This window comes from uncultured Fibrobacter sp. (assembly GCF_900316465.1).
In the GTDB taxonomy this organism is placed as follows: Bacteria; Fibrobacterota; Fibrobacteria; order Fibrobacterales; family Fibrobacteraceae; genus Fibrobacter.
In genome coordinates, this window is sequence record NZ_ONDD01000016.1 from 12,688 (window position 1) to 28,219 (window position 15,532).

12 protein-coding genes are annotated in these 15,532 nt (G+C 50.9%); 6 read left to right on the forward strand and 6 right to left on the reverse strand.

The window, feature by feature from the left end:
• Positions 1-62 precede the first annotated feature (62 nt).
• Complete coding sequence (locus QZN53_RS07735; protein WP_205428131.1) at positions 63-467, forward strand: cupin domain-containing protein; 405 nt, start codon at positions 63-65, stop codon at positions 465-467.
• Positions 468-559: 92 nt separating this feature from the next.
• Here QZN53_RS07735 and QZN53_RS07740 read toward each other — a convergent pair whose 3' ends face one another.
• Positions 560-1,192 (reverse strand): AraC family transcriptional regulator, encoded by a 633-nt coding sequence (locus QZN53_RS07740; RefSeq protein WP_163438451.1) that lies wholly within the window; start codon positions 1,190-1,192, stop codon positions 560-562.
• Between the two features lie 88 nt (positions 1,193-1,280).
• Here QZN53_RS07740 and QZN53_RS07745 point away from each other — a divergent pair, with 88 nt between their 5' ends.
• Both QZN53_RS07745 and QZN53_RS07750 read left to right on the forward strand, forming a co-directional pair.
• Entirely contained in the window at positions 1,281-1,790 is a 510-nt protein-coding gene (locus QZN53_RS07745; RefSeq protein WP_163438452.1) for a hypothetical protein, read from the forward strand.
• A 29-nt stretch (positions 1,791-1,819) separates the two neighbouring features.
• A complete protein-coding gene (locus tag QZN53_RS07750; RefSeq protein WP_163438453.1) occupies positions 1,820-2,980 on the forward strand; it encodes an SGNH/GDSL hydrolase family protein in 1,161 nt (386 codons plus the stop codon).
• Between the two features lie 290 nt (positions 2,981-3,270).
• Here QZN53_RS07750 and QZN53_RS07755 read toward each other — a convergent pair whose 3' ends face one another.
• The gene (locus QZN53_RS07755; protein ID WP_163438454.1) at positions 3,271-4,248 is read right to left on the reverse strand and encodes an acyloxyacyl hydrolase; all 978 of its coding nucleotides are present in this window, start codon (positions 4,246-4,248) and stop codon (positions 3,271-3,273) included.
• A gap of 69 nt (positions 4,249-4,317) precedes the next feature.
• Between QZN53_RS07755 and murJ the strand changes: the two genes are divergently transcribed.
• The gene (gene murJ, locus QZN53_RS07760) at positions 4,318-5,910 is read left to right on the forward strand and encodes a murein biosynthesis integral membrane protein MurJ (RefSeq protein ID WP_163438455.1); all 1,593 of its coding nucleotides are present in this window, start codon (positions 4,318-4,320) and stop codon (positions 5,908-5,910) included.
• Between the two features lie 85 nt (positions 5,911-5,995).
• On the opposite strand, the gene QZN53_RS07765 is transcribed toward murJ, so the two are convergent.
• The 4 genes from QZN53_RS07765 to QZN53_RS07780 form a co-directional block, all read right to left on the reverse strand.
• Entirely contained in the window at positions 5,996-6,820 is an 825-nt protein-coding gene (locus QZN53_RS07765; protein ID WP_294652346.1) for a PDZ domain-containing protein, read from the reverse strand.
• A 29-nt stretch (positions 6,821-6,849) separates the two neighbouring features.
• A complete protein-coding gene (locus QZN53_RS07770) occupies positions 6,850-7,359 on the reverse strand; it encodes a hypothetical protein (RefSeq protein WP_163438456.1) in 510 nt (169 codons plus the stop codon).
• Positions 7,360-7,467: 108 nt separating this feature from the next.
• Positions 7,468-10,980, reverse strand: coding sequence for a hypothetical protein (locus QZN53_RS07775; protein ID WP_163438457.1), 3,513 nt, complete (start codon positions 10,978-10,980; stop codon positions 7,468-7,470).
• A gap of 278 nt (positions 10,981-11,258) precedes the next feature.
• Positions 11,259-12,821, reverse strand: coding sequence for a phosphomannomutase (locus QZN53_RS07780; RefSeq protein WP_163438458.1), 1,563 nt, complete (start codon positions 12,819-12,821; stop codon positions 11,259-11,261).
• A gap of 201 nt (positions 12,822-13,022) precedes the next feature.
• Between QZN53_RS07780 and QZN53_RS07785 the strand changes: the two genes are divergently transcribed.
• Positions 13,023-14,657 carry an endo-1,4-beta-xylanase gene (locus QZN53_RS07785; protein WP_163438459.1) on the forward strand — a complete coding sequence of 545 codons (1,635 nt, stop codon included), beginning with the start codon at positions 13,023-13,025 and terminating at the stop codon, positions 14,655-14,657.
• A gap of 104 nt (positions 14,658-14,761) precedes the next feature.
• Positions 14,762-15,466 carry an FISUMP domain-containing protein gene (locus QZN53_RS07790; RefSeq protein WP_163438460.1) on the forward strand — a complete coding sequence of 235 codons (705 nt, stop codon included), beginning with the start codon at positions 14,762-14,764 and terminating at the stop codon, positions 15,464-15,466.
• Positions 15,467-15,532 lie beyond the last annotated feature (66 nt).

Sequence of the window (15,532 nt, forward strand, 5' to 3'; positions counted from 1 at the left end):
GGGCATCACCGCGGCGCACTTAACCAACGTCGCGAACGAAACATTAACAAAGGAGTAAAATCATGGAAAATGCTATTCTCGGTAACGATATTTTCGAAAAATTCAACGAGGGCGAGCTTAGGCTCTCGGGCAAAACGGTCGCTTTCAAGGATATCGTCTGGTCCAAGCACCCGACTTTCGAGGGCGTAGAACTCAAGCATATCATCAACGCGAAAGAAACCGGCGGCACGTTCAGCTATCATTTGGTGAGAATCGCGCCAAACAAGAGCATCAAAACGCACATTCACGAAACCCAGCTCGAAACCCACGAGGTTATCGCAGGCAGCGGCATTTGCGTCAATGACGGCGCCAAGCTCGAATATACTCCGGGAGTTATCTCGATTATGCCGGCAAAAGTCCCGCACCAGGTAGATGCTGGCGACCAGGGGCTTTATCTGTTCGCGAAGTTCATGCCAGCGCTTTGTTAAGGAGATCCCCACCTTGGTGGCCATGCGCACTAAGCACTAAAAATGCTAAGTGCTGTCCGCCCGCTTACGCGGGGATGACAGAAAGAGTGATGTTAGCTATCCTTCACCGCTTTCTTGTATTCTTTCGGAGAAAGGCCGACGACTTTTTTAAAGCAGCGGTCCATGTGGCTTTGGTCGTAAAACCCAGCGTCAAAGGTCACCTCGGCTGCGGGCCTTTCTTTGAGCAACTTTTGCGCCTTGCGGACTTTGCACTGCATCTGGAACTGGTGCGGCGTGAGTCCGAAGGCCTTTTTGAATTCGCGTATCATGTGGAACAGGCTAATGCATGCATCATGCGCCATTTGTTCTATCAGGTAAATGTTTTCGGGATTTTCAAGGATGCTTTTTTGCAATTCATCTAACCGCGCGACGGTACTTTCATAATCCCGCGCACAACCCTCAGCAACAATCTCGTCGGGCTCCAACGCGGTACACAGAACCACCATTGAATAGCATTCATCGCCTACGGTCTTGATTTCGTGCAACGTATTCGGAGGAATCTGGAACTGCTCTCCGGCGCCATAAATTTTCGCCTCACCGTTCAGCACCATGCAAACGCGGCCCTCTTCAATATAGCCCACGGTCATGTGCCCGGTATGCGTGTGCGGCGGGTACGACTTGCGCCAATCCTTGTAACGCACGCATTCAATCCGGTCGTTCTTTTTACTGTACGAAATCTCGCTCATTTTCTATCGCCATAGATAACAATTTACCATTCTTTCTACATCCACATTTTGTATATTACGACTAGTTTTCAATTAAGGAGGAAAACAAATGAAGAAAATCACCCTAATTATTTGCCTTTTGGCATGCATCAGTTTCGCACAAACCAGCATTTTTGCTGGGCTTGGTCAAGCTTACCACGGACTCGTCGGTGTAGAACAGACGTTCTTGAACGGGCACCTGTCTGCAAACGCGCACTGGCTGGGTTACGATTCAGACTACGACTTTATGGGCGGCGCGGGCGTGGCTTACCGCTTTAACGGTTTGACCGGCCCGTACGTGTTCCATTCGTCTGAATTCTTGACCGGCAGAACGAACGACCATATTTACCATGAAGATCTGGGCGGCGTCAAAGAAGAACGTTTCTACTACTGGCGTTTGGTATTCGGTTTCGGTCTGCAGCACATGTTCAATGAACACTTGGGAATGTTCTTTGAAACGGGCTTTGAATTCTATGCCGGCGATGGCGGCTATTACACCTACCTCGACATGGACGATGGCGGACTCAGCAATGACGAAATTGCCCTCCCCTTCTCCTTCGGCTTGGTCGTGAAGTTATAAGCTTACGCTGATTTAGCTATCTTTGGTGTATGCCAGAGAAATTTTCGAAATGGGTCGCTTGCTGGGGCAATGCGACCTCTATTACAGACCGCAAAGAAGCAACTTACGCAAAAGACTTGACGCTCCGTTACCCGATTCGCGCCTGCTTTTCGGGCAACAAGTTGCGGTTCCATTTTTCGAACTTGACTGGCACAGAACCTGTGACCATTAGCGAGGCATACGTCGCAAAGTCCGCACAATCCGCTTCAAGCGCCGCATACTCCCCGACCTCCATTACATTCGGCGGCCACACCTCCGCCGCAATCCCCGCAGGCGAAGAAATCTTGAGCGACGAGATCGCATTCGACGTGACTGCGGGCGAAACATTTGACGTAAGCCTGTACTTTGCAGACTTTACGCAGATGAATGCAGGCACGGCCATCACGGGCCCGCTTTCGGGCGGCAAGTACAGCTACGGCAACTTCGCAAAATCGGCAACGCTCCCCGACGACCTGACGCGCAAAACGAACTGGATATACTTCCTGAACACCATCGACATTTTTACCGAGGAAAAGAACTTTGCGCTGGTGTGTTTCGGCGATTCCATTACGGCGCAAGACTGGCCTGATTACCTGACACTCCGTTGCGCACGCGAAGGCTTTAACAACGTGGCGATCATTCGCCGCGCGGTGAGCGGCACTCGCATTTTGCGCGAATACAGTTGCATTACTTACGCGGCTTACGGCCTGAAAGGGGCCACGCGATTCCCGATTGAAATGAACGTGGCAGGGGCCCGCACGGTGATTGTGCAACACGGCATTAACGATATTATTCACCCGGTGGGTGTCGAGGTCAACAAGTTCCGCCCCTGGAGCGATATGCCCACGGCCGACGACCTGATTAACGGCGTGCGTTCACTCTACATTACGCATGCGCGCAAACTCGGTCTCAAGATTTACAGCGGCACGCTGCTGCCGATTTACGGTTGGCGCACCTACAACGAAAACCGCGACATTATTCGCATGGCGTTTAACCAGTGGCTGCGTACTGCCCCTGACTTTGACGGCTGCGTGGATTTTGACAAGGCGGTATGCGGTCACGACAACCCTAAAGCATTTGCAAACGGGTTCGATTCGGGCGACCATTTGCACCCCAGCGCCAAGGCGTACGAGGCCATGGCCGAATGCGTTCCTGAAAAATTGTTGAAATAATTTTGCCTATTTTCGGCGAATTTTGCGAAATAAGATTTTCGTAATGTAAGCTACATCACACTGTTTACGGGTGTAAAATTATTCGTTCCTTACAATATGGCATTCGCTAGGCAATAATTGTATCTTATAGGCATGAATACGAGAGAACTACAAATCGTCAAACAAATCGTGCTGTTGGTTGCCGTTGCTGTAACACTCGGTTTCATCTACGGCTAACCTGCCGCATTTCCTTATTGAACCCCTTTTTTAGAATTGGCATTTATTGCCAATTCTTTTTTTATTACAAGCAACTAGTAGTTGATTGCGATGTAGAGGCTACCGGCACCGAAGCGACGGTCAAAGCTTTCAAAGCCATCCCACAGGGCATCCCATGCGAGGCCGACTTCGAGCTGAATGGCGGAATTGCGGAAGAAGATGACGCCGAGTTCTGCACCGGTGGCAAGACCGATTGCAAAGCTTTCATTTCCTTCGTCATAATGCTCATCGAACTGGACGCCAAGACCCACGCCTGCGCCCAAGAACGGAGTGACGGTTCCTGTGCTCGGGAAGAAACGGCCACCAATCAAGAATACCTCATGCAACTGCCAAGCGTCGCCGAAAGACATGTTCATGTTGTCCACGATGGTGATGGCGGCCTGCGGAATCACTTCGAAAATACGGGCGTAGTGGAATACGAAAGCCTGTTCCCAAGAACGTTTGACATGCAATCCCGTATAATGATGTTCGTAGTTGTGCCACATGGCGGCACCCAAACCATAGCTCACGTAGTTGCGGGTGGGGCGCTTGTGGGCAAAGTTGTCGTTCGGGTCGCCGTCGTTACGGTCGGCAGGCACGAGCACGATGACTTCGGGTTCCGAGCGGCTTGCCGTAGAGGCGTAATTGTCTTCGGCAGGAGCAGCAGGAGCGGCACTTACGTTATCGTCTTCAACGTTGGCAAGCGCACTCTTGACAGCCCCTTCAATGGCCACGTCGAGGTCGTCTACAGAGCCGGCCTTCTGTTTGCCGCTACCGACAACGGTACCGTCTTTGACCTGTTCGCAAACCACCACGAAGGTAGAGCCCATGGTCATCACGTTAGTGCGCAGCTGAATTTCGGCGCTGCCATCGACCGGGGTGTTGCCCGTCTGGCTCACGGAGGCGCGCACAATGGACTGCACCATGTTCGGAGCGTCGGGCGCAAATTCAGCACCTTCGGGGGCAAGGACTTGAACGTTTGCGGCAAGCGAGAACGCTGCCAGAGAAAGGATAGCGGAGAAAATCTTTTTCATGCCATAAAGATAATAAAAGAATTGCTAAATTCAAGCTAAGACGAATCATTAATCATTATCTACAAGTCTATGAATAAAGCCGCTATTATCGTTGCCGTTTCGATGCTTTTGAGCCGCGTGCTCGGAATTTTCCGCGAAATGCTTTTGGCGCATGCCGCGGGCGTGTCGCTCGAAAAGAACGCGCTTGACCTTGCCTTCATGATTCCGGATATTTTGAATCACGTGGTGAGCACCGGATTTTTGTCTATCATCTTTATCCCGATTTTTACGGGCTACAAGGTGGCCGGCGACGAGAAGGGCGGTTGGAAGTTCTTTAGCAATGTGCTGAATACTTTCGGAATTGCACTCTTGATTTTGGTGGTGCCCGCGTTTATTTGGATGAAGGAGCTTTTGCAGCTCTTGACGGTCGAGGGTGCCACGCCGGAACTTATCGAGCGCGCCGCTTACTATGGCCGCATTATTTTGCCGGGACAGGTTTTCATTTTTGTCGGAAGTATTTTGGTCGCGGTGCAGCATACCCGCAAGCAGTTCTTGATTCCGTCGCTGACGGGCCTGATTTACAACGTGGCGATTGTGGGCGGCGGCGCTTTGGGAATCGCGCTCGAGAAGTTCACCGGCACGGAATACGGCCTGGAAGGTTTTGCTTGGGGCGTGCCGGTTGGCGCCTTTATTGGATTCTTTGCTTTGCAGATTTTTGGCGCCCGGCGTGGCGGCGTGCATTACGAGCTCTTGGTGCAGCCGACTCACCCCGATATCGTTCGCTACTTCAAGATGATGCTCCCGATGTCGCTTGGTGTGGGATCCATGTTCGGTCTTGAATTTATTATCAGAAGCTTTGGCGCGAACTTTGGCACGGGCGGTATTTCGAGCTTGAATTACGCTTACCGCGTGATGTACACGCTGGTGGCCGTCTTTGGATTTTCTGTTTCTGTCACGAGCTACCCGGACATGGCCCGCCTTGTTAAAGAAGGCGATTTCGGTCAGCTGAATCGCAAGATTTGGAAGAGCCTTTCCCGCATGTTCTGCATCTTGATTCCGGCGGTGGTTGCCGTGTGGGCGCTCAGCTTCCCCGCGGTGCGAATCCTGTTTGAACGCGGTGCCTTCCAGCGCGAAACGACCGAGGCGATTTCTGAAATTCTGCGCTGGTATTTGCCGGTGAGCCTCGGTCTTTGCCTGCAGGCGGTTTTGGTTCGCAGTTTTTATGCCTGCGAACGTATGTGGGTGCCGACGCTTTTGAATACGGGCATTTTTGCCGCGACGATTCCCGCCTACATTCTGCTGGGCGCGCCCGAGGTGGGACTCGGCATCAAGAGCGTGCCGATTATCGGCGCCACCGGTGCCTTGCTGCAAGTGATTTCGATGATCTTCATGTGGGCAAAAAAGAACGGCACCGACGGCATGAAAGAAGCTTTGCTGAATATGGCCCGCGCCCTGGTTGCCTTCGGCATCATGATTGCTGCCGCTGTCGGACTTGACCGCGTCTCGGGCGCATTCGTGCGCGAAGCAAACTTCGTCGTGCTCGTTGTATACGCCTGCGCTGCCGGCATTTTGCTCTTCACGCTCACGCTGATTATCCAGCGTTACCTCGGAAGCAAAGATGCCAAGGATATTCTCAACGAACTCCTCGGAAAAATAATGAGGAAGTTACATCTGGCGAGATAGGAGATGCCCGCCTGCGCGGGCATGACATTTAACAAAAAAAGTCCGTTGGAAAACCAACGGACTCTTTAATCAAGGAATAACGGTCTTACTTCAAGACAGCATTCTTGCCGCTGACAGAGCCATTATGTTCGATGGTCACCATGTAGCGGCCGCTCGGCACGTTTTCGGAATTCCACTTCAGGGAATTGAAACCGGCCTGGGCGTTTTCGCTCACAAGCTTTGCCACAACAACGCCGTCTGCGTTCATGATGGAGACAACAGCCTTGCCCGCCGACTTCAATTCAAAAGACACGGCAGCGCGGCTAATGCCCTTCAATTCAGCAGAAGAAGCCTTGCTCAGGTTTTGCGAAACTGTTTTCGGTGCAAATTCATCTGCACGATCCACATAGATGCCATTCAGAGACTTCTTGGCAACATTCTTTTCGGACTTGACCAAGGAACCGTTATCCAGAACGGCAACCAGCTGCTTGCTGTTTTCGGCAGCGCTTGCATAGGTTTCGATTTCCTGTGCATTGAGCTCGGCCTTGTTATTGTACCAAGCCGAAACCTTATCGCCTTCCAGGTCCTTCACGGTAATCTGGGTGCGGCGCAATGTTGCAGAATAGGTTTCGCCACCGCTGACAAACGTCACTTCAAGCGGCTTGTTCTTTAAACCACGGAGTTTTTCCTTAGAATAGTCAATGGTCTTGCCAGCCAGCATTTCGCCGTCAACAGCAATAATGACATCGCCTACCTGCAGCTTGGAATCTGCAGCGGGAGTACCCGGAATCACTTCAGCAATCTGAACGCCATCGCGGGTCTGATAAATGGTCACGCCAATACCACCGAAAGATTCGGAAGCAAGAAGCGGAGTTGCCGACACTGCTGCAACAAGAGCAAGCCCGGCCATTTTTGTTTTTAATGTTTTCATTTTAAATTCCTCTTATGATTTGTTCACGCCTACTTGTCGTAGCAAAACTGCTGTTCGTCAATCGTATGTGCTGCGAGGCAGTAGCCGTCAAAACAACCGACCCTATTCCATCTAGAAGAAGGTCCATAATAGTTATAGCCAGAAACCCAGGCAGATGCCATAGCGCCATACCATTTACTGGTATCCTGTTCAGAAACTACGTTGTAATGGTTTCCGCCCAAAACGCCAGCCGACATCTTCACAGTTTCAGACTTTTCACCAGAAAAGACGCGTACAGACAATTCCAACGAATCAGTGCCAATTTTGTCTTTTTCATCCAGAGCGCATCCAATGTAAATCCATCTCGGATAATCCTCGGACACCAGGCAAGAATCCATTGATTCCTTTGAAAAAGATATATCTTCTATGCTTTCGCTTTCCGAAGACAGTCGGCAGAGAACCCTGCTAGAAACTTCATTGCGTTCTACACAGACCTGTTTACCGCCTAAATAGAACTGTACGCTATCTACATCTGATGAGGTGATGAAATTCAATCTCAAAAAACGCTTCGAATCAAAGCACTCTGTTTCTTCTTCATAACAAGAAGTCATGACGAAAGTGATCAATACCAAAAGTAAATTGACGACTCGAAGCATTTTTTGTTCTCCTTATAACAGTTTCAAAATATAGTTAGAAATTCCCTTGTTAGCGACAACGGTATTCGTTTCGTTTTCGAAGGGCACCCACACGATCTTGGTCTGCTGATGAACAACGATGCTCTTAGCATACACAGCACCGTAGAAGTTCTTACCAGACTGGCCAATAATCACGTCTGCATTCGGTGCGATAATTGTACCAGCAAAGTCAGACTGGATATACACAGGTTCAGTACCGTAGTAGTACACTGCAATACGCTTGGCTGCATCAGCCATGTTTCCAACGAGCGTACCGTTCCACTGGAATTCGTTACCCACATGCATGATATAGCTGCCAGTAGTCGGTGCATACACCGTAGCGTTCTTGCGGAACTTCACCGAGCCAATGACCACCTGACCATTCGTGTTGAAACGGAGTTCAGAGCCGGAATTGAAGATGAAACTGGTATTACCCGTAAGACCGAAAATTCCAGAATAGACAGTCGTGCCGGCATCAATAACGCTCTGGCTAGTAATGGTCCAATCAGCATTATGAAGAACAGCGTTATCAAGAATGGGGCTAAATGCTGCAGTATAGGCATCTGCCTGCGTCGAATTTTCGACCACGGTTCCGGTAATGCGTACCGTACCGCTCTGGCGTACCACAGAACCAGCCGTTTCAATAGAGCCGTGAACATAAGACCTGTCGCGCAGAAGCACCGACTTTGCAGAATAGATATTACCTGCAGCAGCGTTAACGCCAAGTCTTACGCCATAGGAACCACTGTAATCCGTTCCGTAAGAGGCAATGGGGCAGAATACTGTTGTATCCAGCAAAGTCACGCAAGAAGATCTGTCGTTGAGCAACAAGTCTTCCTTAGCGAGCAAGGCAACACCGAGGTTCTTGCACTGCGGAGCCACATTACGAGGATACTTAGCCGCATCGAAGCGTTCGCAGTTACGGGCACCGGCAACATAAGCTTCTTCCTGGAAGTCGCAGAAGCCGTCGCCATCAGCATCAATCTTCAAAGCCGGATACAGTTCAGTCGTGTAGCCAGCAACTTCGCATGCCTTAGCATCGTACAATTCCTGGTAATCGCTAATGCCATCGCCATCCGTATCTTCGCTCACTGCGCTGGTACCAAAGCGAGTCGTTTCATCGAAGTCAACAATACCATCATTATCAGCATCAGTAAAGACTGTCGAACGTGCGCTACGACCCTTAGCATACAGAGGCGGAATGTAGTAACTGAAGAACAAATCTCCGCTAATGCTCGAACCTGCAATCTTGTCAATCAAGTGGGCAATACCGCTTCCGATAAGCTTCACAATGACATCCGTTCCCAAGAATGCAATGTTGCAATAGTATCTCCATTCGCTACCACCCATATTGTCCGTATTCAACAGGTGAATATAGACCTTACCATCCATCTTGATCTTATAGCCATTAATCACCATGGAATGGGCGCCTTCATTACCGGCGTTCAGCTGGGACACACCGATGATATTACCAGATTCAAGTGTTGCGATAAGGGTATGGAGCAACGGAGAGCCAACCGACCAACCGCTAACCGACGGAAGGATACCGGCACCGGCATAAGAATTCAAAAGCGATGTATAAGTAATCTGGTCCCACACGCCAAGGTCGAGAGCGAAATTCACGGCCTGCATGGTTTCAATAGGACCACCGCCGTCAACATTCGTCAACTTGCCGCGTACGGCATACATGATTTCGTCTTCAGAAACGCTACCGCCCTTGGCATGGTTAATCATCTGGGCCATGGTAAGCCAGCAACGGTTGGTCACTGCATAATTCTTCGAGCCGTTATAATCGCGCTTGGGGAACACCTTGTCCCAGTTAGCATAATTATAGCCGTTCTTCCAGCTTTCAGCCAGCATTCTGGTATCCTTCATCGCGCAGAATACGCTATTGCCAAAGCAGGCGTTCTTCATGTATTCGCTCTTATCTGCCGGGAATGCCGTGTAGACATACTGAGACTGAATCGAATACTGCAACCACGTCATGTTCTTTGCAATAGAAATCTCTTTCTTGCGAATTTCCACATCACCCGTGAAGATCTGAATCACACCGAACGGGTTCAAACGCTGTACAAAGGAATCATAAATATTGCTGAAAAGGTTGCCGCCATAAACGACCGTATAGACAACCGGGGCCACGTACTTTGTTACCCTCTTCACGGTCTTCTTGGCCCACTTCTTCAACTTCTTGAAGAAGCCACGCTTCAACATACGAGTGTTGGATCTCGTGACAATCGGAGCAGCTTCATCGCCAGCGACAGAGAAGTATTCTTCATCTTCGTCATCTTCGTCCATGGCAACTTCAATGAGGGGTTCTGCAAACCACACATAGTCACCGGACGGGAGAGTCGGAATCCTTACAGCGGTCTGCATGGTGAATGCGCTGTAAACCGTATCGGTAAAGATCACGGAGTCACCCACGATGGAATCCTTGATCACCAACAGGCGATACCATTCCACGCCTTCGACGGCACTCCATTCGAGAGTCAGCGAATCAATATCGTCTTCGCTGTACTGCATCAGAGCCGGCGACAGAATGACCGGAACTTCGTTATCGCCCGGTTCTTCCCATGCGCGGTAGAATTTCCAGTTGCCGATAACACGTGCATCCAGGTACTTGCCTTCTGCATCCGTGTTCAGAGCGAGGCGCTGATCGTCAGCAAGGCCCTGGTTGAATCCCATGTCAAAGTCAGCCTTGACGAAGGATTCTTCGGATTCCCAGAGGCTATTTGCCACGGCAGCCGTTGCATTGTTCGGAGTCCAGCCGTATGCGAAGTAGGCAAGGAGCTTTCCGTCACATTCGGCGTAAAGTTCGCCCTTGTGCGTTGTAGGATCCTGCGTCTGGAAAGCGCCGCTCCAAATCTTTTGATTGAACGAATCCGTCACGGCATCGTTCAGATTCACCGTTGCCGTCTGTCCATTTGCATTACGAATAACAATAGAAGAGGCATCGTTGCTCAAGCGCTGCAAAACCTGCAACGACACGGAATCGTTTTTGACCTGGACGAATTGGACCACAGGGCAACCAGTCTTTTTGCCCGCGTCCAACAGAATGGGCTGGCCGTTGGAATAAACACTTACATTATTTGCCAAGGCAAAAGTGTTCGACTGCGGCTGAGACGGGTCATCAGACTTGGTCCACGTTACCCAATCGTTACCATGCAGGCCAATCGAATAGCCAGAAATGCCGCCGAGGGTATCGCCCGGATACAGCGTCAGGTCCGGGAAATAAATAACGAGTGTAGCATGGTCGGCGCTTTCAAACGTCCAGTTTGCCATACCACCCGGGAGATAATACGGTTCAGGCGGAGCAATTTCGGAGGTATCCTGGACCACATTGTAACGCAATTCAACGTTACGCAGCGTGTCTTCGGAGTTATTCTCCACCCTAAACCTTAACACGGTTTGATTTGTTTGTGAATACTGCTCGTCTAGCGTATAGACAGAAGCAGCGAATGCAGAGGTAGCCATGGCACACGCCATGACCATTTTACGAAAATGGTTCATTCGTTCTCCTTATGTAGTGTAACCTGGCGCGAAAAGTAGTTTATTTACTTAAAAAAAACAAGACAAAATAACGTATTTCTAACAAAATAAAATTTGATGATATGATGCTATTTAGACAAGTAATATCGCGTATATACACGACGTCACACATTGGAAAATTTCAAAAAATTTTTCCATTTTTTCAAATGTATTACAAACAACATATAAAGTATTGAGACAAAAAAAATGTCCGCTTTCGCGGACATTCCTTAAAGAGATTCGCAAAGTGAATTTCGCAATTACTTGCGCCAGCCTTCCATAATCTTCATGCAGCCAGCGAGTAGCTCGGCGGAGCGGTCCTTGGCTTCGGTTTCCACGTAGCAGCGGAATTCCGGAGCGTTGCCGCTGGGGCGCAGGTGCACGATATCGCCAGAATCGAATTCCATGCGGTAGCCGTCCGTTTCATCGATGGAAACGACTTCGCCGTGGAAGGGCTTCGGAGCCGGGCCATCTTTAGGCTTGAACTTGGAAGGCTTTGCAGTGAGGGCACCGAACAATTTGGCGCCGAGTTTCTTTTCGCGGATTTCAGCGAGCTTCGCCTTCGACGTTTCGGTCGAGAATTCCTTGAGGCGGTCGCTGAGCGTAAAGCGCTTCGGGAGTTTCTTGAGCAAATCGACCACGCACATTTTCTGTTCGCGGACCATGACCATCACGGCAATCATCGGGAGCAATGCATCGCGAGTCGGGAGTGCCGGGAGCGTGCGGGTTGTGCGAGTCTCACCGCCGCGGCCATCGCTATCAATGAATTCGCGCGTGAGGTTTGTCTGCAACAGGAATCCGCCGTTTGCTTCGTAGCCAGCGACAGAGACGCTCTTGTCGTTTGCATCCACCAGGCTTTCCATGCCGGCGATCACGTACGGGCTTCCGATTCGCGTGCGGCAAATCTTTTCGAAGGAGCCAGATTTTTCAAGCGACGTGTTGCAACTCACAGGAGTTGCAATGCGCTTGATACCAAGCGCCTGGGCAGCCAAGATGCCCAGCACGTCGCCACGGAGCCACATGCCTACATCGTCTGCCAAAAGCGGGCGGTCGCTATCGCCATCGGTACTGAAAATTGCATCCACGAAATCCTTGTGCGCAAAGTCGCGGGCCAAGTCTTCGTCTTCTTTACGGATAGCTTCGGTATCCACCGGAATAAAGGTTTCGCTGCGGGCAAAAGGCTTGACTGTCGCGCCCAAGCTTTCGAGCACTTTCACCACAATGTCGCGGCCCACGGCGGAATGCTGGTACACGCCAATGGTCAGGCCTTGCAAAGCCTTAGCACCGAAAAATTCCGGATAGCGCTTGCAGTAATTTTCTTCGGCTTCAGTTTCGACCGCCGGAAGTGCGGGGGCATTTTTCAGCATGCCATTTGCATCGAAAATCGCTTCGTCGAAATCCACCGACTGCGAAACAATTCCCTGTTCGTCCTTCTTGGTGATTTCGCCCTGCGGGTGGTTGAACTTGATGCCGTTGCGGTCGGCCGGAATGTGGCTACCCGTGACCATGATGGTCGGGAGAGCCTTATCGATACCGTACAAAGCGATTGCCGGGCTCGGAATGCGGCCGCAGTAAATCACCTTCCAAGAGGAATCTTCGCCGGCTTTGACCAAGGCCTTCAAAATGCGTTCGGTACTCGGGCGCAAGTCGCCAGCAATTGCAATCGTGTGATCGCACTTGTAGCTAGCCTCGCAGTACTTGATAAACGAGCGCGCATACACATAGCACACGCGGTCCGTCATCGCTGTCACCAGGCCGCGGGCACCGCTGGTACCGAATGCCACACCGGACTGTTTCATTACTTCTTGCATCGAAATGCTCATAGACTCTTCCTTAGAAATCGAAACTTCTTTATAAAATAAAAGTAGAAAAGATAGCGGCATCAATCTTTTCAAAATCGTAACCAATGCAGGGCCAAGGCAAAAACACTTGATACAGCCGTATACAGAATCACCGTTTTTACACTAACACCCCCTAAAAAAAGAGGATATTTTCTACTTTGGATGTTAAAATAAGGGATGATTATGCTCAAAAAAATCTTGACCGCAGGCGTTTTCAGCGCCGTAGCACTCAGTGCAGCACCGCTCCTCACCAACGGCGACTTGTCTTACGGTGACGGCGGTTGGTATGTTTGGAACAACCCCGATGGCCCCGCCAAGTACGAAAGCAAAATCGGTGTCGAAGGCCTCGGCGTAAACGGCAGCGAAGGCGTCAAGCTCACGGTGACCGAACTCCCGAACCCCTCTTGGGGCCTGCAGTTGCAACCGCCCAAGTGGCTCGCCGACTCAGCCTACTACAAGCTCAGCTTTAAGGCCAAGGGCAACATGCCCATCAACGCCATCATTCAAGGCGGTCCTCCCGACTGGCGCCAGAAAGAAAGCGCCTCGTTCATGCTGACCAAGGACTGGAAAGAATATTCCATGATTTTCCTTGCCGACCAGAAGGGTTACGGCGTGAACAACGTGACATTCCATGTGGGCCTTGCCAAGGGTTGGCTCCAGATGGACGACGTGACCATCGAAAAAGTCGAAGGCATGGATGACATGACCTGGTACAACAATTCCGCCGCCCGTATCGACAGCCTGCGCAAAAAGGATTTGACCGTGAAGGCCGCCCCCGGCGCCCAGGTGAAGGTGGAACTCATGCGCCACGCATTCCCCTTCGGTACAGCACTCGCCCTCTACCCCACCAAGGACAGCGTTGAAACTTGGTACCGCAAGACCGCCAATAAGTACTTCTGGTATGGCGTTCCCGAAAACCAGTTCAAGTGGCCGGAATACGAACCCAAGAAGGGCAAGATCCGCCGCGAAGAATTCAAGCAGTACCTGGATTACGTGAACGATTACAAGTGGGGCTTCCGCGCCCATACGCTCGTGTGGGGCCACCAGGGTTACGGCTTCGACAAGCACTTCAGTAACCAGGGCAGCTGCAAGGATATCTCGAAAAAGATCAAGGAACGCATCACCCGCGACATGAAGGAATACAAGGGCCGCATCAAGGAATACGACGTGTGGAACGAAGCATTCCACGAACCGTTCATCTTTAACAAGTGCGGCTGGGACCTGCTGGATAGCGCCCACGTTTGGGCACACCGCGCAGACCCCGATGCACGCCTCTTCATCAACGAATACAACGTGGTGTCCGCCGGCGAAACCGATCGCCTGTACGAAATCGTGAAGGGCATGCTCGAACGCAAAGTTCCTGTACACGGCATTGGCGTACAGTGCCACTTCGGTGACCGCCAGCTGAACCCGGCATTCATCAAGGCCCGTCTCGACAGGCTCGGATCTTTGGGCCTCCCCATCAAGGTCACGGAACTTGACTTTGGTGACTGGCAGAAGGGCATGTACTTCGGCGAAGAAGAACAGGCCAAGCGCTTTGAAATGTTCCTGCGCATTGCCTTCAGCCACCCCGCTGTCGAAGGCATTATCCTGTGGGGCTTCTGGGATGGCCGTCACTGGGTCAAGAACGGCGGTATCGTTGCCATGGACGGTCGCGAAAAGCCGGCTGCCAAGCTCATTTACGACTTGTGGCACAAGGTATGGACCACCAACGGAACGTTCAAGGCCGATGAAAACGGTGTCGTGAAGTTCCGCGGCTACCCCGGCAAGTACAAAGTAACCATCGACGGCAAGTCTGAAATGGTTGAATTGAAGTAACGCTACGTCATCGCGCAAAGCTATCTATTACTAAAAGAGCCTCCCGGTTTATCCGGGAGGTTTTCTTTTTTATATTTCACTCCACAAACCATAGTGAGGAAACAATGAAGAGTCTCTACAAAATTGCAGCAATTTCTTTGGCCATGGCATTCGTGGCCTGCGACGATTCCACCTCTGCAAGCGATAACGGCGGCAATGGCGGTAACGGTGGCAGCGCAAACGTCGCCTGCACCAACGAACCTGTAAATTGCCCTGCTATCGAATACGAAAACGAAGTTTACGACCTTCGCGATTGCAACCATTACAAGATTCAAACCTTCGGCACGCAGACATGGATGACCGAAAACTTGAACTACAATTCTTGCGAAATCAACGGTCAAAACTGGTGCTACGGTGGTGACGCAGCCAACTGCCAAAAGTACGGTCGCCTTTACACCTGGACAGCCGCAATGGGCCTCGATAAATCTTACCAGAAGAATTACGCGAACCTGCCCGAAGGCACCGTAACCAAAGGCCTCTGCCCTGTCGGATACCATATTCCGAGCGACGCCGAGACGGACATTCTTATCGCCTATCTAGAAGAGAATAACAATGTGGCCGATTTCAACTTCCAGTTCGGCGGCAAGAATAACTTCGCAGGCTTCGCCGACTTAGACAGAACCGCATACTTCTGGACAGCTGACGAAGACCACTCCGAATTCGGCGGAAAAGAAAACGTCCGCATCTGGAGTTATTCCGAAACCTTCGGCTTCGGTGGCGGTTCCATATTCAAGGACAGCGGACTTTCAATCCGCTGCGTGAAGGACTAAAAATTTCTGCATAAAAGAAAACGCCCCGCGATTTTATCGCGGGGTTTTCTTAATGGTTTGCTCGAC